Below are 21,764 nucleotides of genomic sequence, written 5' to 3'. Positions count from 1 at the left end.
ATTTAAAGGAACTGAAAATGAAAAAAAGCGTGTTATGTTTCCCTCTTTTGCTGGCCTGGTTTAGTGGAAATGCGCTTGCTGATGATGGTGCTGTCCATAGAATAATGCAAAAACTAGGGATAAAAGCAGAAAGCATCCAGCCATCACCTATCGTTGGTTTAAATACGGTAGTGACTGAGCAAGGTATCATTTATCTATCTGATGACGGGAAATATTTATTACAAGGGCCAATTTATGATGTTAGTGGTAGCGCTCCTGTGAATGTCAGTAATCAATTATTGATGAAAAAGCTGGAAGCAATGAGAGATCAAATGATCATCTACAAGGCGCCAGAAGAGAAGCATGTCGTTACCGTTTTCACGGATATTACCTGTGGTTACTGCCATAAATTGCATGAAAACATGAAAGAGTACAATAAACTGGGTATTACTGTGCGCTATTTGGCATTCCCTCGTCAGGGTATGCAGCACCAATCTGCTAAAGATATGCAATCTATCTGGTGTAGTGCAACACCGCAGAAATCATTAGATGCTGCGTTTAAAAATGAAGATGTTTCGCCAATTAAGAGCTGTAAGGTGGATATTGCTAACCAGTACAAATTAGGTCTCCAGTTTGGTGTGCAGGGAACGCCGGCAATTGTCCTTAAGGATGGCAGCCTGTTAGGTGGATATATGCCACCAGAGGCTTTGGCAGCGGCACTGGCGCAACGTGGTAAATCAGTTTAGTGAATATTGAAACACAACTTCGCCGCCGCTTGGCGGTGAATGACAGTCACCTTCCACAACAGATTCATCCACTACTGCGTCGCTTATATGCCATTCGTGGTATCCAGCAAGCTAATGAATTGGAGCGTGGTGTTCAAGGATTATTGAATTATCAGCATCTAAGTGGTGTGGAACAGGCGGTGGCACTCTTGTTGACTGCACTTCATGAACACTGGCGTATCGTTATTGTCGGTGATTTTGATGCTGATGGGGCCACCAGCACGGCATTGGCGATCCGATCATTACGCTCGATGGGATATCGCCATCTGGATTATCTGGTACCAAATCGTTTTGACAATGGTTATGGTTTAAGCTCACAGGTGGTAGAAGAGGTCGTTAAAAAAGGCGCTGACCTGATTATTACCGTGGATAATGGTATCTCTTCCCATGAAGGGGTTGCGGCTGCCCATCAGCACCGTATGAAAGTGATTGTCACGGATCATCACTTGCCGGGTGACGTTTTGCCGGCGGCTGATGCCATTATTAATCCTAATCTTGCCGATTGTTCGTTCCCGTCGAAATCATTGGCCGGGGTGGGTGTCACATTTTATCTGATGTCTGCCTTAAGGGCGGCACTGAGAAAAGATCAATGGTTTGAAAAGCAAGGAATAGCGCTGCCGAATCTGGCCGAAATGTTGGATTTGGTTGCGTTAGGAACTGTTGCCGATGTTGTACCTTTAGATACCAATAACCGGATTCTGGTTTATCAGGGCTTGAACCGAATTCGTGCAGGACGCTGTTGTGCGGGGATACGTGCATTATTGGAAGTTTCCAGCCGTGATGCTTATAAGCTGACAGCCAGCGATTTGGGGTTTTTTCTGGGACCAAGACTGAATGCCGCTGGTCGCCTTGATGATATGTCCATTGGCGTCACGTTATTGCTCACTGACGACATAGCAAAGGCGCGTCAGATAGCTTGTGAATTGGACAGTCTTAACCAGACTCGGCGTGAAATAGAGCAGGGAATGCAGCAGGAAGCACTGCAAATCTGTGACAAACTTGAACGTACCAGCACTGAACTGCCTTATGGGCTAGCGCTCTATCATCCAGAATGGCATCAAGGGGTAGTCGGAATTTTGGCTTCCCGGATTAAAGAGCGTTTTCATCGGCCTGTTATCGCATTTGCACCGGCCGGTGACGGTATTTTGAAAGGTTCTGGTCGTTCAGTGCAGGGATTGCATATGCGGGATGCGCTTGAGCGGCTTGATACTTTGCATCCGGGTTTGATACTTAAATTTGGTGGTCATGCAATGGCGGCCGGTTTGTCACTTGAACAGGATAAATTCGAACAATTTCAGTATCACTTTTCTACGCTAATGGCGGATTGGTTAGATATTTCGCAACTTGAAGGTGTTATCTGGAGTGATGGTGAATTAGCAATTAATGAACTGTCATTGGACATTGCAGAAATGTTGCGTGATGGCGGTCCTTGGGGTCAGGCATTCCCGGAACCAATTTTTGACGGTAAATTCAAACTACTGCAACAGCGCATTGTTGGAGAGCGCCATTTAAAAGTGATAGTAGAGCCATTAAACGGTGGGCCGATGCTGGATGGTATTGCGTTCAATATCGATCCTACCCGCTGGCCCGATAACAGTGTCCGCGAAGTAGAACTTGCCTATAAACTGGATGTTAATGAATTTCGTGGCAACCGTAATGTACAGCTTTTGATCCAACATCTCTGGCCCTATTAACCGTTTGATCGGCAGGTAGTCAGTCATTGTCACGTACTCTCGTATGAATACGTGACAAATCTGTTGAAGTGCTATAAACCCTGTGCCGAATCCGTTACAATACGCGGTTCGAAAATTATCCATTTATCTACGACTACATAACGTAAGACACGAAAATATGTTTGAAATTAATCCGGTAAAAAACCACATTCAGGACCTGTCTGAGCGGACAACGGTTCTGAGGGGGTATCTTTGACTACGATGTCAAAAAAGAGCGCTTAGAAGAAGTTAATGCTGAATTAGAACAGCCTGATGTTTGGAATGAACCGGAGCGGGCACAGGCTTTGGGTAAAGAACGCTCCTCATTAGAAGAGATTGTCGAAACAATTGATCAGCTTGAGCAGGGACTGGAAGATGTACAAGGTTTACTGGAACTGGCAGTAGAAGCTGACGATGAAGAGACTTTTAATGAAGCTGTGGTAGAGCTGGAGCAGCTTGAAGAAAAATTGGGTCAGTTAGAATTTCGCCGTATGTTTTCTGGTGAGTACGACAGTGCTGACTGTTATCTTGATTTGCAGGCAGGCTCTGGTGGCACCGAGGCTCAAGATTGGGCAAGTATGCTGATGCGTATGTATCTGCGTTGGGCTGAATCCAAAGGCTTTAAAACGGAAATCATTGAAGAATCAGATGGTGAAGTTGCTGGCTTGAAATCAGCGACCATTAAGATCATGGGCGATTATGCTTATGGTTGGTTGCGTACTGAAACCGGTGTTCACCGCTTGGTACGTAAAAGCCCATTTGATTCTGGTGGTCGTCGCCATACTTCATTCAGTTCTGCTTTCATCTATCCCGAAGTGGATGATGATATTGATATTGAAATTAATCCGGCAGACTTACGTATTGATGTTTATCGCGCGTCTGGTGCGGGTGGTCAGCACGTTAACAAAACAGAATCTGCGGTGCGTATTACCCATATTCCAACCAACATTGTGACTCAGTGTCAGAATGATCGTTCTCAGCATAAAAACAAAGACCAGGCGATGAAACAGCTAAAAGCGAAGCTGTATGAACTGGAAATGCAGAAAAAGAACGCCAATAAACAGGAAATGGAAGAGAATAAATCCGATATTGGTTGGGGTAGTCAAATTCGCTCTTATGTTCTGGATGACTCACGCATCAAAGACTTGCGCACCGGCGTTGAAACTCGCAATACACAATCGGTGCTGGATGGTGATCTCGATAAATTCATTGAAGCAAGCCTGAAAGCTGGCTTATGAGGAACTAAAATGTCACAACAACAACAGGGTGCGGAACAGGCCCCCGATTTAAATAATGAGCTGCAAACTCGCCGCGAAAAACTTGCCGCTTTACGGGAGAATGGAATTGCATTCCCGAATGATTTCCGTCGTGAAAATATTTCAGAAGATTTGCACGCGAAATACGACGACAAAACTCAGGAAGAGCTGGAAGCACTGAATATTGACGTGACGGTTGGCGGTCGTATGATGACGCGTCGCATTATGGGTAAGGCTTCTTTCGTAACGCTACAGGATATGGGCGGTCGTATTCAGTTATATGTTGCCCGTGACGATCTGCCGGAAGGTATTTATAACGAACAGTTTAAAAAATGGGATCTGGGAGACATTCTGGGGGCTCGTGGCAAACTGTTTAAAACCAAAACCGGTGAACTTTCCATTCACTGTACTGAACTGCGCCTGCTGACAAAAGCGCTGCGTCCATTGCCGGATAAATTCCACGGCTTGGCTGATCAGGAAACTCGCTATCGCCAGCGTTATCTGGATCTGATCGCCAACGAAGAATCGCGCAAAACTTTCCAAATTCGCTCTCAAGTCTTATTGGCCCTGCGTAGCTTTATGGTCAGTAAAGGCTTTATGGAAGTGGAAACACCCATGATGCAGGTAATCCCTGGTGGTGCGGCGGCTCGTCCATTTATTACTCACCATAATGCGCTGGATATTGATATGTATCTGCGTATTGCGCCGGAACTTTACCTGAAACGTCTGGTTGTTGGTGGTTTTGAACGTGTCTTTGAAATTAACCGCAACTTCCGTAACGAAGGCGTATCTCCGCGCCATAACCCTGAGTTCACCATGATGGAACTCTACATGGCCTATGCGGATTACAAAGATCTGATTGTCCTGATAGAAGAGCTATTCCGTACACTGACGCAGAATATTTTGGGGAATACTCTGGTTAAATATGGTGAGCAGGAATTCGATTTCGGTAAACCATTTGCCCAAATGACCATGAAAGAGGCCATTTGCAAATATCGTCCTGAAACCAACATAGCTGATTTGGATGATATGGATAAGGTGGTGGCTATCGCTGAATCTCTTGGTATTGAAGTGGAAAAAGGTTGGGGCCTTGGTCGTGTTCAGTGTGAAATTTTTGAAGAAACGGCGGAAAGCCACCTGATTCAACCGACATTTATCACTGAATATCCGGCAGAAGTTTCTCCGCTAGCGCGTCGTAATGATGCAAATCCGTTTATCACTGACCGTTTTGAATTCTTTATTGGTGGACGTGAGATTGGTAATGGCTTCTCGGAATTGAATGATGCCGAAGATCAGGCGGAACGTTTTGCTGAGCAGGTTCGTCAGAAAGACGAAGGTGATGACGAAGCCATGTTCTACGATGAAGATTATGTAACGGCTTTGGAACACGGTATGCCGCCAACCGCCGGTTTGGGCATTGGTATTGACCGTATGATAATGTTGTTGACAGATAGCCATACCATCCGTGATGTTATTCTGTTCCCGGCAATGCGCCCGCAGAAATAACCGTTTGAATTAAATTTCAAATTCAAACTCCTCTATAGCATAGCTGTCAGGGGAGTTTTTATTTTCAACTGCCTGAAATATAGACAACTTAAGCAGATAATGGCTTGCTGATGCTAACGAAGTCGCTATAATAATTTATGTTATCCTTAAGCGAGCGTAGTTCAATGGCAGAACGAGAGCTTCCCAAGCTCTATACGAGGGTTCGATTCCCTTCGCTCGCTCCAGTTTTGTATTCTTTCTAGAAAATGCTGTCGCATTGAAAATATACCTTTTGATATGATGTAAATTAAATCAAAAGAATTTACGTATAATAATCGATATAAATTAATAACTAACTCATTGTCTAATATGAAAAGAATCCCGTTATTAAATCAACCCCGAATCAGCTAGGCGTGATGTATTTTTGAATGCGGATACATCACCATAGAAAGCATTCTATGGTAAATGAATAATTAATAGAGACAGACTATTTACCATGAAAGAAAAACATTGGTCAAAAATTCAATTCCTACATGAAGCTGTAACTAATCAGAGTATTGTCATCAAAGGAACCCATAGCTATTATAGCGATTGCTGGAGTGGCGGTTTTGAAGAATCTGTCGTTCGCTATTTATACGGTGATAAAATCAGTCTTCAATGGGAGTCTAAGTGGCCAATTGATAAATTGTATATTGGCGATTATGTTTGCATAGGTGCTGAAACTATCATTCTTATGGGTGGAAATAATACGCACAGAGCGGATTGGTTCTGTTTATATCCATTCATGGAATACATCGAAGAGGCATACGTAGGCAAAGGTGACACGCATATTCATGATGGCGTATGGCTTGGCATGCGTTCAATGATTATGCCTGGCGTTACTATTGGTGAAGGCGCTATCGTTGCTGCTAATAGCGTTGTCACTAAAGATGTTGAGCCATATAGTATTGTTGCTGGAACGCCTGCTAAATTAGTTAAATATCGCTTTGCGCCGCACATTATCAATGAGCTACTTGCGTTAAAAATATATGATTGGTCAGAAGAGAAATTTAATGCTTTAAAACCCTATCTCTGTGCTTCGGATATTAGGGCATTAAAATCTGCTGTAAGATCATATTAAGAGAAACAGTTAATTAATTCCGTAAAATAATTAATTAGGCTTGATTCGATTAATTAAGTGTATTTTTTAAAAATGTTCTATTGCTGAATTATTTAACCGAAGTTCATTAATTGTTAGCTTAAATACCGTTTCGGCATTCAAGCCGCAAACGGTATTTATTTAATATTCCTTCAATATAAAAGAAAATATGCTACTATCCTCTTATGAAAAGAAAAAATACACCGACGCCACATGATGCTATTTTTAAAAAGTTTTTAAGTCATATTGATACTGCCAGGGATTTTCTAGAGATACACTTACCTGCCACATTACGGGCAGTTTGTGATCTTGATACACTGCGACTGGAATCGGGGTCATTTATTGAGGACAATCTGCGGGTACATTATTCCGACATCTTGTATTCACTAAAAACTACGCAGGGTGAGAGTTATGTGTATTGTGTGATTGAACATCAGAGTTCCCCGGATAAGATGATGGCATTCCGGCTGATGCGTTACAGTATTTCAGCCATGCAATGGCATTTGGAGCAGGGACATAAAAAATTGCCGCTGGTCATTCCAGTGTTGTTTTATCACGGAAAAATACGGCCATATCCGTGGAGTACCAACTGGTTCGATTGCTTCGATGCTTCGGCTCTGGCAGAAGAGATCTATTCCAGCGCGTTTCCGTTGGTAGATGTGACGGTAATCCCGGATGATGAAATCCTGACGCACAAACGAGTTGCACTACTGGAAATAGTACAAAAACATATCCGGCAACGTGATATGGCGGAGTTACAGCAAGAGCTGACCATGTTGTTTGCGTATGATTATTATACATATGAGCTGCTAAAAAGCATGCTAAACTACATATTACTGGTGGGAGATACCGCCGATCCAGAAGGTTTTATCCGGCAACTGGCAGAACAGTTCCCGAAGTATGAGGAGGTACTGATGACAATAGCGCAGAAGTTGCAACATAAAGGACATCAAGAAGGGCTTAAGGAAGGGCTTCAAAAATGTCAAGACGCACGCGAAGAAGGGCTTCAAGAAGGATTACAGAAAGGTGAAAAAAAAGGTGAAAAGAAAGGTGAAAAGAAAGGTGAAGAGAAAGGTGAAAAACGGGCGAGTCTGAAAATCGCGCGTGCATTGATGGATAATGGTATCGATCGTGAAACGATAATGAAAAGTACAGGGTTGAGCCAGAACGAACTTGAACAAATACATCACTGATTCGTGCTGAGAGCCGTAATCGGTATTTAAAGATTCGTGTTAGAAGAGGGGCTTGTCCAGCGAGTAACGGGACCGCCCCCTAGAAATATGAGGAGGTAATTGGTGACAATAGCGCAAAAACTGGAGCAGAAAGCGTTCCAAGAAGGATATCAAGAAGCATGCCGAAAAGCATGCCGAAAAGCATATCGAGAAGCATATCGAGAAGGATACAGAAAAGGATTACAGATAGGTAGAAAACTGGCGCTTGTGAAAATCGTGTATGCAATGATAGACAATGGTATAGACCATGAAACGATAATTAAAATCATTGTGATGAGCCGGAATAAGATTGAACAAATAGCCGATTAACTTATGCTGACACTTTATTGGCATGAAAATTCGTGTAAATAAGTGGGCAAAACTTTACATAGAAGCGGTATATTATTTGGATAAGTTTGAAATCATACTTTTTCTGTCGGGTATTAAGCTTTTTAATTGAAATAGTATTTGAATAATTAAAGAATATTCCTCAAATAGAATATTCGAAACATCGTAATCCGATAAATTTTCTCTTGGAAGCGGCAACCGGATTGGTTGCCTATACCGTTTAATCTAAAAAAACAAATCTGGATTTATGCACCTATGAATTAGTCGTTCTTGGAACAGAAAGTATTGCCGTTATTGGTAAACGATCGATCGCTGAAATAAATCTGTTTAAGTTGTTGGCAAAGCTAAAACAGATTAATTAAGCCATCATACGAAAATAGATTCAGTAGATATCTGATATTCTTTTGGCGCTTTTAATTAAGATTTCTTTGTAATCAGGCGTCTGTTTTTCCACATTGGAAAATATAGCTTGAAGAGTGGCATGAGTTATTTCTTTGTCGGCGAATTCTGGCATGCCGCTATTGAACGGGGGTTCTGGGCTATATTGCATCGCTAGTTGGACTGCTTGGGCATATTCTTCACCTTTGATTTCAGCAAGCAATGTTAAACCGAAATCAATACCTGCGGTGACTCCACCTCCTGTGACCCGGTTTCTATCGATAACGACTCTTTTATTAACCGGTATTGCATCGAATTTGTTGAGATCGTCTATCATCGACCAATGAGTCGCCGCTTGATACCCTTTTAGCAAGCCTGCGGCCCCTAACAGGATAGATCCTGTACACACGCTGGTGACCCAAGATGCTTTACTTCCCACTTTATGTATCCAATCAAGCATGTCTAATTCGGCAAGCAAAGCATAAGGATTTCCTGTACCGGGAACACACAAAATATCCACTTTATTTAATTGCTCAAATGTAGTGCTCGGTGAAAATGATATATGTGCCAGCTCAGTACGCACCGGAAGTAAATCGCGCCAGACATATTCAATATTTAACCATCCTCCCACTCCAAGAACTGTCGCGGGACCAATCATATCAAGTGGTGTCATGCCTGGGAAAATGACAAAAGCGAGAGTGGGTTTTTCTCCAGATGATGCATTTATTAACGAAGATAATGCCGCAGGATGTTCCTTAGATGTGTTTTTCATGGAGAAGTTTTCCTTATTGAGATTGAGATTGAGAAGTGAACTGAAATTCATATGCTGCTATTTTTAGCGATCGCTGAACATCTGTATTCCCGGTAGTAAATTGATATACCCGTCATCTTTCAAGTTGCCTCTTTGTTGGCTGCACTCGCTCACCCCGATCACATAGTTTGCTATGCTCCCGGGGATTCACTCCTTTGCCGTCGCGATGCATCTTGAAATCCATAGGGTATGGAATAACTGTAACCGTTAACTAATTGGCGTATATGCCAATATTGCGACGATTTACGCCAAGTGCCATAATTGCCTTATGAACATTAAAACTCTCTATTTTCTGATCTTCCCCAATGTCAATTTGCTGGACCTTTCAGGGCCATTGCAGGTCTTTACCACAGCTAATGAGCTAGCAGAGAAGTTTGGTCACAGACGGCCCTACGCTATAAAAGTTGTGGCTTGTGATCCCGGACAGGTAATGACGCAGGCTGGAATAACTGTGCAGGCAGAACCTCTACCTAAGTTGGATTCTCCCGCCGATACTCTGATTGTTGCAGGGGGCATTGGCGTTGAGTCAGCGGCGAACCATCCGCCATTGCGTAATTGGTTAAAGGGACATGCGTCGCTGGCTAGGCGTATTGTGTCTGTATGCAGTGGGGCATTCATTCTGGCTGCTTGCGGGTTGCTTGATGGCCGTAGAGTCGTTACACACTGGAGTAGCTGTGCCGAACTGGCCCGGCGTTACAGTAAATTGCGGGTAGAATGTGATCCTATCTTTATTCAGGATGGTCCGGTGTGGACTTCTGCTGGTGTCACCGCCGGAATCGACTTGGCTCTAGCATTGCTGGAGGAAGATTTCGGTCATAAACTGGCGCTGGATGTTGCGCGGGATCTCGTTATGTTTCTCAAACGTCCCGGTGGACAGGAACAGTTTAGTGCTCCACTGGCATTGCAAAGCAGTACGAGTAAATTTGCAGATCTGCACGCTTGGATGACTAACAATTTGGCGGGAGATCTTTCAGTGGCAACTTTGGCCACTCGTGCCAATATGAGTGAGCGTAGCTTTGTACGTCACTACAGCCAACATGCAGGGATTACGCCAGCCAAAGCGGTGGAGCGATTCCGCTTAGAAGCGGCGCGTCATCTTTTGGTTGAATCTACTCTGTCGCTCAAGTGCATAGCCTCCCGTTGCGGTTTCGGCTGTGAAGATACTTTACGCCGTAGTTTCTTCCGGGCGTTCAGTAGCACTCCACAGGACTACCGTAAGCACTTCAAGACGACATTTTAGCTATTTATTCTCTTTATTCTCTTTCTCTTGCTATCTCCTTCTTCAATCGTCGCCATAACGTAGTACGGCTAATCCCCAGATATTCCGCGGTTGCATGGTGATTGCCAGAAAACCGTTTCAAGGTTTCATGAACTGAAAGTGGTACAACAAGTGAAGATTGTTGAATTGAAGAAGGGGAAGACTTCATACTTTGTTCCGCCTGCTTGAGTATAGATTGGCGTTCCGGTGAAAGCGCCAATATCAATTCTGGTGTTAAGATATGCTCTGGATGAGCACTGAGGTATAACGTGAGCCGTTCCATAAGATTACGTAGTTCCCGGACATTGCCGGGCCAATGATAGGCTTGCAATGCCTCCTGACAGGTAGCAAGCTCTTGCACTCTTGATTGTGATACCGGCAAATTTAATGCAGCAAATGCTCGTCGCAGATATTCCAGCGCTAATATACCAATATCGTGACCTCTTTCTCTGAGGGCTGGAATGTTGATCCGCAATACACTCAGACGATAGAACAAGTCTGTTCGAAAACGCCCGTCTTGAACCCAGGTATCCAAATCGCAATGTGTGGCGCAAATTATCCGAACATCAACAGCAATGGGGCGGTGTCCTCCTACTCTGACAACGGATTTTTCTTCCAATACCCGCAATAGCCGTGTTTGAAGGGGCAGTGGCATCTCACCAATTTCATCCAAAAATAGCGTGCCTCGATGTGCAACTTCAAAAAGACCCGCACGCCCTCCACGTCGTGAACCGGTGAAAGCCCCTTCCTCATAACCAAACAATTCAGCTTCCAATAGGGATTCAGCAATGGCACCGCAGTTAACGGCGACAAACGGACGTTGATGTTTACCCGCAACCTGACCATACCGCAGGGCATATTCATGGTGAATGGCTTGTGCTACTAGCTCCTTCCCTGTGCCACTTTCCCCCTGTATCAGCACTGTGGCAGGCGAACGGGCATATAGCATAATAGTGTTGCGCACATGTTCCATCACTGCTGAATCTCCCCGGATATCATTGAGAGTATGGCGGGTACGTAAATTGTTCTCGGTTGGATAGGCAGAAATTGAAGCTTGGCTGAGCGTGGTCATTCTGGCGATATCCAGTGCATCATGGAATGCCTGGCGAATAGAATCAGCAGAGTAGACAAAAACACCTACCAATTCAGCCTCATAGGCGAGGTCGGTAATTAACCCGGCACCGACAATCACTTTAATGCCAATGGCTTTTAGTGCATTGACTTGGGCCCGTGCATCTTCTTCCGTTACGTAACTGCGTTGTTCAATACGCAGGTTGAACCGTTGTTGAAATTCTTCTAGCGCAGGTAATGTATTTTGATAGGTGATAACACCAATACGGGAGCTGATTTGTCGTGCACGGGCCAATGCTTGCATAAAATCAAATCCACTGGCTTTGGCAATAATAACGGGCACTGACAAACGACTTTTAAGATAAGCTCCGTTGGAACCGGCACAGAGCACGGCATCACAACATTCAGTTGTTAACCGTTGACGAATATGCTGAACCGCATTTTCAAACCCAAGTTGGATAGGTGTGATATTGGCCTGATGATCGAACTCTGGTGTGATATCACGGAAGAGATCAAAAAGACGGGAAACAGAGACTGTCCAAATGACCGGTTTATCACGGTTATCACGTTCTGCTGATGGTGTTTCTGCCATGCTATTCCCTATCTGTACGCTTTGTACGCTGTTTTCGTTTTTCTTAGCTGAACTTTATTCGCTTTTCCCACCACAATAATTCAATGTTTCGCAATTGTTTCATTCATGTTTCATGAAACGTAATTGATTCATTATGGAACAGATGAGTTTTTCTATCAATGGTACTTTCCTACAAGCTAATAAATATTTTTAGTGCTATTTTTTAATTTAAAAACAATCATATATATTTTTATGGTGTTTGTTTTTTAAAGTCATTAGCTATTTTTTACTTTATTGGTACGTATGTTGCTAGGTAACAAATGTGTTTCATTATAATAACAATGAGGTCTTATATGACTCTTTCCTCTGCCGGTTTGGCATTTCGTCGGGCTATAGACGCTGAGTCCCCGTTACAGGTTGTCGGTACCATTAATGCGAATCATGCGTTGCTGGCAAAACGGGCGGGCTATAAAGCTATCTATCTTTCTGGTGGCGGTGTATCGGCGGGTTCATTGGGTATGCCTGATCTGGGAATTTCAACGCTGGATGATGTGTTAACAGATATTCATCGTATTACGGACGTATGCGATTTGCCATTGTTGGTGGATGCGGATATCGGTTTTGGTTCTTCTGCCTTTAATGTGGCTCGCACTGTGCGTTCCATGATTAAAGCGGGAGCGGCGGGGCTGCATATTGAAGATCAGGTTGGTGCGAAGCGCTGCGGTCATCGTCCGAATAAAGAGATTGTATCCAAAGAGGAAATGGTTGATCGCATCAAGGCCGCTGTCGATGCCCGTACTGATAAGCATTTTATCATTATGGCTCGTACTGATGCTTTGGCTGTTGAAGGATTTGCAGCGGCCCTTGATCGGGCAAAAGCCTATATCGAAGCTGGGGCAGACATGCTGTTTCCTGAGGCGATCACCGAATTACATATGTATAAAGCATTTGCGTCAACAACCGGGGTTCCTGTATTAGCCAATATAACTGAATTTGGGGCGACTCCACTTTTCACAACTGAAGAGTTGAAAAGTGCGGATGTCTCTATTGCGCTTTACCCACTTTCTGCTTTCCGTGCGATGAATAAGGCCGCCGAGCAGGTTTACATCACACTTCGCCGCGAAGGGACACAGAAGAGTGTGATCAGCATGATGCAGACTCGCAACGAGTTATACGAAAGCATCAACTACTACGATTTTGAACAAAAACTGGATCTGCTTTTCTCCCAGAAAAAATCTCAATGACGGACATCCCCACCTAATTTCGTCGTTTTATATGGCATAAAAACCGTAGAGGTGATACCCATGAGCGAACAGAACACGATGACTGAGTTAACCACTTTCAAGCCTAAAAAATCTGTAGCCCTTTCTGGCGTCAGTGCGGGTAACACGGCACTTTGTACCGTTGGAAAAACCGGTAATGATCTCCACTACCGTGGTTACGATATTCTTGATCTTGCAACCCAGTGTGAATTCGAAGAAGTTGCATACCTATTGGTCCACGAAAAATTGCCTTCTCGTGCTGAATTGGCTGCCTATAAAGCGAAATTAACCGCACTGCGAGGTCTGCCGGGTAGCGTAAAGGCAGCACTGGAAACATTACCCGCCGCCGCCCATCCTATGGATGTTATGCGTACTGGAGTCTCCGTTCTGGGTTGTACATTGCCTGAGAAAGACGATCACAACCTCGCGGGAGCGCGTGATATTGCTGACAGATTACTAGCCTCTCTCAGCTCCATATTGCTCTATTGGTATCACTATAGCCACAATGGGCGGCGCATTGAGGTGGAAACTGATGATGTGTCGATAGGCGGGCATTTTCTGCACCTCCTGCATGGTAAAAAAACCTGTGAATCGTGGGAAAAGGCCATGCATACCTCCCTAATCCTTTATGCGGAACACGAATTTAATGCCTCGACATTTACCAGTCGGGTTATTGCAGGAACGGGTACGGATATCTACTCCGCCATCATCGGGGCGATTGGTGCACTGAGAGGGCCAAAACACGGTGGAGCAAACGAAGTCTCTTTTGAAATTCAACAGCGCTATGAAAATCCTGATGAAGCAGAGCGTGATATTCTGGCGCGTTTGGCGAGAAAAGAGGTCATTATTGGCTTTGGTCATCCGGTTTACACTATTTCTGATCCCCGTCACAAAGTGATTAAAGATGTGGCCCTGCAACTTTCTAAAGAGGCAGGAACCACCAAAATGTTTAATATTGCGGATCGACTAGAAGCGGTGATGTGGGCCAACAAAAAAATGTTCCCGAATCTTGATTGGTTCTCAGCGGTTTCCTATCACATGATGGGCGTGCCAACGGCGATGTTTACACCGTTGTTTGTGATTGCCCGCACAGCGGGGTGGGCTGCTCACATCATTGAACAGCGTATTGATAACAAAATTATTCGCCCTTCAGCCGACTATACCGGGCCAGAAAATCGAGTATTTACGCCAATAGGTAAACGTGGGTAACGCTATTTTTGATGCAGAGATTCCTGCATGAGTGTTTTTTAACAAGGAATTATTATGTCTACCTCTGTTGCAAGCAATCATCCTGAATATGATCAGGTTATTGCGGATATTGTGGATTATGTTATGGAATACGCCATCACATCATCCGTCGCCTATGAAACGGCTTATTACTGTTTTCTGGATACGTTGGGTTGTGGGTTAGAGGCACTGGAATACCCGGCCTGCAAGAAATTACTAGGGCCGATTGTGCCGGGGACAGTGGTCCCTAATGGCGTGCGGGTGCCGGGAACCCAGTTTCAACTCGATCCGGTACAGGCGGCATTTAACATTGGTACGATGATCCGCTGGCTAGATTTTAATGACACATGGCTTGCCGCTGAATGGGGGCATCCATCCGATAACCTCGGTGGCATCTTAGCAGTGGCTGACTGGCTATCAAGAAATGCCGTTGCTGGTGGGAAAAAGCCGCTTACGATCAAAGATGTTTTGACGGGGATGGTTAAAGCGCATGAAATTCAGGGATGTCTTGCACTGGAGAATGCATTCAATAAAGTCGGTTTAGATCATGTCGTGCTGGTAAAAGTGGCTTCGACCGCTGTTGTTGCTGAAATGTTGGGATTGAATCGGGAAGAGATCTTGAGCGCGGTATCGCTAGCTTGGGTTGATGGTCAATCATTGCGAACTTACCGTCATGCTCCCAATACTGGCTCACGTAAATCTTGGGCTGCCGGTGATGCAACATCCCGCGCGGTTCGCTTGGCTTTGATGGCGCAAAAGGGTGAAATGGGATATCCCTCGGTATTAACTGCAAAAACGTGGGGATTCTATGATGTCCTGTTCAATGGTCAGCCTTTTAAATTCCAGCGTGCCTATGGCGCTTATGTGATGGAAAACGTGCTGTTCAAGATCGCTTTCCCGGCAGAATTTCATGCGCAAACTGCGGTGGAAGCGGCGATCAGTCTGCATCAACAATTGAAAGACGCCGGTAAGACTATCAATGACATTACAAAAATCACTATTCGTACCCATGAAGCTTGTATACGGATTATCGATAAACAAAGCCCGTTAAATAATCCTGCGGACCGAGACCACTGTATTCAGTACATGGTGGCGATTCCTTTAATCTTTGGTCGTCTTACTGCGGCGGATTATGAAGATAGCGTTGCGGCAGATCCTCGCATTGATGCACTGCGGGAAAAGATAGTATGTATTGAAGATCTGGATTTTACCCGTGATTATCACGATCCGGAAAAACGTTCTATTGCTAACGCATTAACTGTTACGTTTACAGATGGCAGCCAGCTCGATGAAGTCAAAGTTGAATTCCCCATCGGCCATGCTCGTCGCCGTAAGGAAGGCATTCCATTATTGCTGAAAAAATTTAGAACCAACCTGGCACGTCAGTTCCCTGAAACGCAACAGAGGAGAATCCTGTCTGTTTCCCTTGACTGCTCGTTGTTAGAAAGCATGCCGGTAAACGAATACCTCGACTTATACGTTATCTGAATTTCCAATATTATCGGCGGCTGCTCTCCCAAAGTGCCGCTCTATCATCTACGGCAGAACATAGGAGAGATTATGTCATTCAACGCTTTTTATCAGCAGTCCATTGATGATCCCAACGCTTTCTGGGCTGAGCAGGCGCAACGTATTTTCTGGCAACATCCTTTTGAGCAAGTGCTGGATTATAGCAATCCTCCTTTTGCTCGTTGGTTTTGCGGGGGAAAAACCAACCTATGCTACAACGCGTTGGATCGCTGGCTGGAAAGCCAGCCTGATGCTAAGGCGCTCATCACTATCTCAACAGAAACCAATAGTGAGAAAGTATTTACTTTCAAAGAATTACATCAGGAAGTGAATCGAGCGGCTGCCATGATGCTCTCTCTGGGCGTTAAAAAAGGCGACAGAGTTTTGGTTTATATGCCGATGATTGCCGAAGCATTGTTTGTTTTGCTCGCTTGTGCCCGTATTGGTGCCGTTCACTCTGTTGTCTTTGGTGGTTTTGCTTCTCAGAGCCTTGCCACACGGTTGGATAATGCTGAACCGGTGTTGGTGGTATCTGCTGATGGGGGAGCGCGTGGTGGAAAAATTATTCCTTACAAGCCATTGTTAGATGAAGCCATCGAACTGGCGAACCACAAACCCCGCCATGTATTGATGGTTAATCGTGGATTGGCAGAAATGGTTTGGGTACCGGGGAGAGATATCGATTTCGCGACATTGCGGCAGAAGTACTTTGATGCTGACATTCCCGTAACCTGGCTTGAATCAAATGAAACCTCCTGTGTGCTCTATACTTCCGGTACGACGGGCACGCCAAAGGGCGTGCAGCGTGATGTTGGCGGTTATGCTGTCGCATTGGCAACATCTATGGATATCATTTTTGGTGGTAAAGCGGGTGAGGTATTTTTTAGCACCTCAGATATTGGCTGGATCGTCGGGCATTCTTATATTGCCTATGCTCCTTTAATTGCAGGAATGGCGACGATTATGTATGAGGGGCTACCGATACGGCCAGATGCGGGTATTTGGTGGAAAATAGTGGAGAAATATCAAGTAACGCGGATGTTTTCAGCGCCTACAGCTATTCGTGTACTGAAAAAATATCCAATTGAATGTATTGGTAAATACGATATTTCATCACTTAAGACATTGTATTTGGCGGGAGAACCGCTTGATGAACATACCGCCCGCTGGATTGCTGAGGCTATCAACGTCCCTGTCATTGATAATTATTGGCAGACTGAGACCGGTTGGCCAATTATGGCTATCGCCCGTACGCTGGATGACCGGCCGAGTCGATTTGGCAGTACCGGCTTCCCGATGTATGGCTTTCATGTCAAGCTCATCAATGAACTGACTGGAGAGGCGTGTGGTGATAACGAAAAAGGTATGCTCGTGATTGAAGGACCTTTGCCACCGGGTTGTATTCAAACTATCTATGGTGATGATACCCGTTTTATCAATACCTATTGGCGACACTTTGAGCATGCTGTTTATTCCACATTCGATTGGGGTATCCGTGATAGTGACGGCTATTATTTTATTTTGGGGCGTTCGGATGATGTGATTAATGTGGCCGGGCATCGTCTGGGAACGCGGGAGATAGAAGAGTGTATTGCCAGCCATGAAGATGTTGCCGAAGTGGCTGTGATTGGTATTAAGGATGCCATCAAGGGGCAAGTCGCGGTTGCTTTTGCTGTCCTCAAGGATGGGAAGGAGATCCAGAATGCCGAGCATTTTGCTGCTTTGGAAAAGGTTTTGATGGGGTTGGTCAATAAACAGATTGGTAGTGTGGGCCGCCCGGCACGGATTTATTTTGTCTCTCAGCTTCCCAAGACGCGTTCAGGAAAAATGCTACGTCGAACCATGCAGGCAATATGTGAAGGGCGTGAACCTGGCGATCTTTCCTTGATTGAAAATCCTGCCTCATTAGACGTCATTCGAGAAGCTGTTTTTTGCTAACTGATTAATATTTATTATGTTTAATGAGGGGGTGATAAGAAAATCCGAACTCTTACTGTCGCTAAATGCATAATAGACTCTGTTGTGGTTGGCGTGTATATACCCGTCCCATAGGGTATATAACGTCTGCTAATTAACTCCCAAGGATAAATAAGAGCAATGCTTGTATGAGTTCGCTGTTTATTTCTGGAGGGCAAATAACGGTAGCCAACTTGTTCTATATATGGTTTAAGTTCTGTACCAGCAGAAATAGTTTTATCAATTGATGTTGACAGGTAAAAGCGATTGTTGTTTAGAGGTTCCTGAGATCGAAAGCAGGTAAGGTTTCTTTATAATATATTAAATTTTTCTATTTATTTGATTGGTGTTTGACTTTTATCTGTGTTAATGTTCAGTTTATGTTAACGTTCATTTTATTATCTAAACATAAAAAATTGTTATAAGCTATGTTTTGCTTTCACATGGGTTGGCTAGTTATTATTTTTCAGCAGTATATTGAAGCAGAGAATTAAATATTACGACGTTAATTGCCTGTAATTTAATCAAGTGTATAACTGTAGTAGATTTAGCTATATTACTATTGAAAAAAATAGATATTAGGAATATACAGAACTCTGTGATTAGAAAAACATTATACCCAATAGATTTCAAGATGCATCGCGACGGCAAGGGAGCGAATCCCCGGGAGCATAGGTAACTATGTGACTGGGGTGAGGGAGTGCAGCCAACAAAGAGGCAACTTGAAAGATGACGGATATATATTAATGCAAATCTTTGCGACCTGTTATGAAATAAAAAATACCGGTAACAATTTCGAATTATAGGTAATAATTACTAGTAACAATTGTAGGTAATTATTACGGATAACAATTATAGGTAGTGGAAATAGATTTTTTTAGAAAAATAGATGAGTGAATAAAATAGTGATGTGATGAAGTGTGCTTCAAACCTGTATGTATCGGGAGAGGCTTTAGGGTTGTATGGTATATACCCTATGGATTTCAAGATGCATCGCGGCGGCAAGGGAGAGAATCCCCGGGAGCATAGATAACTATGTGACCGGGGTGAGCGAGTGCAGCCAACAAAGAAGCAACTTGAAAGATGACGGGTATAAATCAATCTGGCTTTTATCTGGATTACTGTGGAGTTATTATGGAAATAGATGAAATATTTAATAATTATGAGTCTAAAGCTCGCTCATATTGCCGTAGATTTCCCGTAATATTTAGAAATGGTATAGGTTCTACCTTAATCGATATAGATGGTAAAAGTTACATTGATTTTTTATGTGGCGCTGGTGCGTTGAACTATGGACATAATAATACAATCATAAAACAACAGATTTTCAAGTATATTCAAGATGATGGTATTATTATGGGGCTTGATTTGTACTCGGAAGCAAAGATGGAGTTTATATCGACATTTGTTGATAAGATTTTGAAACCGAGACAGCTTGAATATCGTTTACAATTTACCAGTCCTACGGGCACGAGTGTCATTGAATCTGCGGTAAAATTAGCAAGAAAGTATACAAAAAGAGAAAATATTGTTTGTTTTACCAACGCCTTTCACGGTATGACCGGAGTGTCGCTGAGTTTAACCGGTAGTCAACATCACCGCCAACCTGGGTTATATTCTCAAATTACGCGCTTACCATTTGATGGCTATATCGACGGAGAATTTGATTATATAGGGTATTTTAGAAAGCTACTTACTGATTCCAGTTCAGGGGTTGATCTTCCCGCTGCGGTAATTCTTGAGACTGTACAAGGAGAAGGCGGATTAAATGTTGCTTCTGTTGAATGGTTGAGAGCGTTGAGAAAACTTACCCAAGAATTCAACATTCTATTAATCGTTGATGATATTCAATCTGGCTGTGGTCGTACCGGGACATTCTTTAGTTTTGAGCGTGCAAGTATTAAACCTGACTTAGTTTGTCTTTCTAAATCTATTGGCGGTATTGGGCTACCTATGTCTTTATTGCTTATTTCTCCCGATATCGATGTGTGGAAACCGGCGGAAGACAACGGCACATTTCGAGGTAATAACTTAGCATTTGTTGCTTCAAAAGCGATGTTAAATGAATATTGGGGCGATAGCTCTTTTCAGAAGATAATTGAGCATAAGGCTGAATTAATTCGAGCGTACTTGGACTCTTTGGCTAAAGAGTACCATGAATTTGTACTGCGAGTTAAGGGGATTGGATTCATGCAAGGTATAGAAATGGTTGATTCCTCATTAACACAATATTTGGTGAAGCATTGCTTTGAAAATGGTTTGATTGTGGAGTTGTGTGGCCCCAATGATGAAGTGTTGAAATTGATGCCTGCCTTGACTATTGATGAAGACACACTTGTAAAAGGATTGAGGATTATAGAACAGGCTCTCGCCAGTTTAAAATCGAGAAATAGTAATAACTGCGAAAGTGAATTTCAAAGGGTATCGGCTAGCAGCAATTATTAGCTAGGAGTGTAGAATTATGAGCCGTGTAGTAGAACTTACTAAGTTTAATCAGCTTGAATTTCATCACACACTTGCTCGGGGATACGCAATTGTTTACCGAGGTTTATTGCAAGACTGGCCAGCGATAAGGCAATGGAATTCTGAATACTTTCAAGATAAGTTTCCTCAAATTGATGTTGTGATCAAATTTTTTGATGCAAATGGTGTGCGTTTTGAGCAAGCCAAGATGTATCGTTATTTAGAAATTCTGCATGCATATAAAAAAGGAGAGATGGGTAATAATATTCCCTATTGTCATGACATCCCTATCTTTTTACAAGCTCAGCAGTTACTTAATGACGTTAGTGATTTTCCGCTAACTATTTTGCCAAAGCTTTATCGAAATGAATGGTGGAAATTTGTTCAATTTTTTATGTCTCCAGCCGGCGCTATAACGCCACTGCATTTTGATACTTTAAGAACAAACAATCTATTTTTTCAGATAAAAGGAAGTAAAAGATTCTCTTTTATTCCTTGGGAAGAAAGAGCGGCCTGTTCTCGTCGAGGGTGGCGCTGGTTTGAGTATAATCCAGAGATTCAGGATGTTGGTGAGATAGCTAACATAAACAAATCCACGATTGAGGTGCATCAAGGCGATATATTAATCATGCCGGCGGGTATGCTTCATCATGTAAGAACGTTGACTGATAGCATTTCTTTTAATATCGATTTTCATACTCGATCTTCAGCCCTTGTAAGTTTTAAGAGCATTAAAGAAAAAATGCCGCGTGAAAATTTGTATTACAATTGGCTAAGTTTATGTGGGCTTTTGGGATTAATGAAGCGCGAAAGTTTTTTCGAGAAGTACCGCCCGTATCTTAATTATATTTCTTAAAAAGTAAGTAGGTTAATTATGAAAGTATCGTTGATTGATGTCGATAAAGACAACTATGAGGATGTGATGTCTCTTGAAGTCGAACCTGGACAAGAAGGTTTCGTCGCGCCAAATTCAGAGTCAATTGTCGAATCACATTTTAATGAATATTGTAGGCCAAGAGTGATCTGTTTTGGCGAGGAAATAGTTGGTTTTGCAATGTATGAGCGTTGCGTTAATGAAGGAAAACCCAACGAATATAATCTGTATCGAATGATGATTGATAAATCTTACCAAAACAGAGGTATTGGAAGTTCGGCGATGCAGTTATTACTGGATGAAATGAAACAGCAGCCTGATTGTTACAGGATTACTGTCTGTTATGACGAAACTAGTGAACGCCATAAATCATTTTATCAACGTTTTGGTTTTGTAGAAGTCGGTTATTATGAAGAGTATGAGGAAATGCTGGCTGAAATTATTGTCAGGGGATGATTTTAATGAGCTTG

17 protein-coding genes and 1 tRNA gene are annotated in these 21,764 nt (G+C 43.3%); 16 read left to right on the top strand and 2 right to left on the bottom strand.

Features of this window, described 5'->3' with window-relative positions:
• Nucleotides 1-17 precede the first annotated feature (17 nt).
• From dsbC to PluTT01m_RS18245, 8 genes are all read left to right on the top strand, one after another.
• On the top strand, nt 18-725 hold the full coding sequence (gene dsbC, locus PluTT01m_RS18280) for a bifunctional protein-disulfide isomerase/oxidoreductase DsbC (protein ID WP_011147731.1): 708 nt from the start codon (nt 18-20) through the stop codon (nt 723-725).
• Nucleotides 725-2,458 (top strand): single-stranded-DNA-specific exonuclease RecJ, encoded by a 1,734-nt coding sequence (gene recJ / locus PluTT01m_RS18275; protein WP_011147730.1) that lies wholly within the window; start codon nt 725-727, stop codon nt 2,456-2,458. The genes dsbC and recJ overlap by 1 nt, the downstream gene beginning before the upstream one ends.
• A gap of 157 nt (nt 2,459-2,615) precedes the next feature.
• Nucleotides 2,616-3,714 (top strand): peptide chain release factor 2 gene (gene prfB / locus PluTT01m_RS18270; protein WP_109791750.1). Its coding sequence is split into 2 segments (ribosomal slippage): nt 2,616-2,690 and nt 2,692-3,714, totalling 1,098 coding nucleotides; the frame shifts between segments, so codons are not numbered across the junction.
• 9 nt (nt 3,715-3,723) lie between these two features.
• Nucleotides 3,724-5,238 carry a lysine--tRNA ligase gene (gene lysS, locus PluTT01m_RS18265; protein ID WP_011147728.1) on the top strand — a complete coding sequence of 505 codons (1,515 nt, stop codon included), beginning with the start codon at nt 3,724-3,726 and terminating at the stop codon, nt 5,236-5,238.
• Between the two features lie 150 nt (nt 5,239-5,388).
• Nucleotides 5,389-5,462 (top strand) — tRNA-Gly (locus tag PluTT01m_RS18260).
• A gap of 251 nt (nt 5,463-5,713) precedes the next feature.
• Nucleotides 5,714-6,337: a CatB-related O-acetyltransferase gene (locus PluTT01m_RS18255; protein ID WP_011147727.1), complete on the top strand. Its 624-nt coding sequence runs from the start codon at nt 5,714-5,716 to the stop codon at nt 6,335-6,337.
• Between the two features lie 203 nt (nt 6,338-6,540).
• On the top strand, nt 6,541-7,548 hold the full coding sequence (locus tag PluTT01m_RS18250; RefSeq protein ID WP_011147726.1) for an ISNCY-like element ISPlu15 family transposase: 1,008 nt from the start codon (nt 6,541-6,543) through the stop codon (nt 7,546-7,548).
• A 102-nt stretch (nt 7,549-7,650) separates the two neighbouring features.
• On the top strand, nt 7,651-7,896 hold the full coding sequence (locus PluTT01m_RS18245) for an RpnC/YadD family protein (RefSeq protein ID WP_041380271.1): 246 nt from the start codon (nt 7,651-7,653) through the stop codon (nt 7,894-7,896).
• Nucleotides 7,897-8,296: 400 nt separating this feature from the next.
• Here PluTT01m_RS18245 and PluTT01m_RS18240 read toward each other — a convergent pair whose 3' ends face one another.
• On the bottom strand, nt 8,297-9,064 hold the full coding sequence (locus PluTT01m_RS18240; protein WP_011147725.1) for a DJ-1/PfpI family protein: 768 nt from the start codon (nt 9,062-9,064) through the stop codon (nt 8,297-8,299).
• A gap of 307 nt (nt 9,065-9,371) precedes the next feature.
• Between PluTT01m_RS18240 and PluTT01m_RS18235 the strand changes: the two genes are divergently transcribed.
• The gene (locus PluTT01m_RS18235; RefSeq protein ID WP_011147724.1) at nt 9,372-10,343 is read left to right on the top strand and encodes a GlxA family transcriptional regulator; all 972 of its coding nucleotides are present in this window, start codon (nt 9,372-9,374) and stop codon (nt 10,341-10,343) included.
• Nucleotides 10,344-10,356: 13 nt separating this feature from the next.
• On the opposite strand, the gene prpR is transcribed toward PluTT01m_RS18235, so the two are convergent.
• Complete coding sequence (prpR, locus tag PluTT01m_RS18230; RefSeq protein ID WP_011147723.1) at nt 10,357-12,024, bottom strand: propionate catabolism operon regulatory protein PrpR; 1,668 nt, start codon at nt 12,022-12,024, stop codon at nt 10,357-10,359.
• Nucleotides 12,025-12,356: 332 nt separating this feature from the next.
• Between prpR and prpB the strand changes: the two genes are divergently transcribed.
• From prpB to PluTT01m_RS18195, 7 genes are all read left to right on the top strand, one after another.
• The gene (gene prpB / locus PluTT01m_RS18225; protein ID WP_011147722.1) at nt 12,357-13,247 is read left to right on the top strand and encodes a methylisocitrate lyase; all 891 of its coding nucleotides are present in this window, start codon (nt 12,357-12,359) and stop codon (nt 13,245-13,247) included.
• 60 nt (nt 13,248-13,307) lie between these two features.
• On the top strand, nt 13,308-14,474 hold the full coding sequence (gene prpC, locus PluTT01m_RS18220; RefSeq protein ID WP_011147721.1) for a bifunctional 2-methylcitrate synthase/citrate synthase: 1,167 nt from the start codon (nt 13,308-13,310) through the stop codon (nt 14,472-14,474).
• Nucleotides 14,475-14,528: 54 nt separating this feature from the next.
• On the top strand, nt 14,529-15,980 hold the full coding sequence (locus PluTT01m_RS18215) for a bifunctional 2-methylcitrate dehydratase/aconitate hydratase (RefSeq protein WP_011147720.1): 1,452 nt from the start codon (nt 14,529-14,531) through the stop codon (nt 15,978-15,980).
• A 72-nt stretch (nt 15,981-16,052) separates the two neighbouring features.
• Entirely contained in the window at nt 16,053-17,939 is a 1,887-nt protein-coding gene (locus PluTT01m_RS18210; protein ID WP_011147719.1) for a propionate--CoA ligase, read from the top strand.
• 1,152 nt (nt 17,940-19,091) lie between these two features.
• Nucleotides 19,092-20,402, top strand: coding sequence for a diaminobutyrate--2-oxoglutarate transaminase (gene ectB / locus PluTT01m_RS18205; protein ID WP_011147718.1), 1,311 nt, complete (start codon nt 19,092-19,094; stop codon nt 20,400-20,402).
• Between the two features lie 16 nt (nt 20,403-20,418).
• Nucleotides 20,419-21,276, top strand: a complete 858-nt coding sequence (locus PluTT01m_RS18200) for a cupin-like domain-containing protein (protein WP_011147717.1) — start codon at nt 20,419-20,421, stop codon at nt 21,274-21,276.
• Nucleotides 21,277-21,294: 18 nt separating this feature from the next.
• Entirely contained in the window at nt 21,295-21,750 is a 456-nt protein-coding gene (locus tag PluTT01m_RS18195) for a GNAT family N-acetyltransferase (protein ID WP_011147716.1), read from the top strand.
• The last annotated feature ends 14 nt before the right edge of the window (nt 21,751-21,764 follow it).

This window comes from Photorhabdus laumondii subsp. laumondii (assembly GCF_003343245.1).
GTDB lineage: Bacteria > Pseudomonadota > Gammaproteobacteria > Enterobacterales > Enterobacteriaceae > Photorhabdus > Photorhabdus laumondii.
The sequence above is the reverse complement of the archived record's forward strand: the minus strand, read 5'-3'. Positions and strand labels throughout refer to the sequence as shown.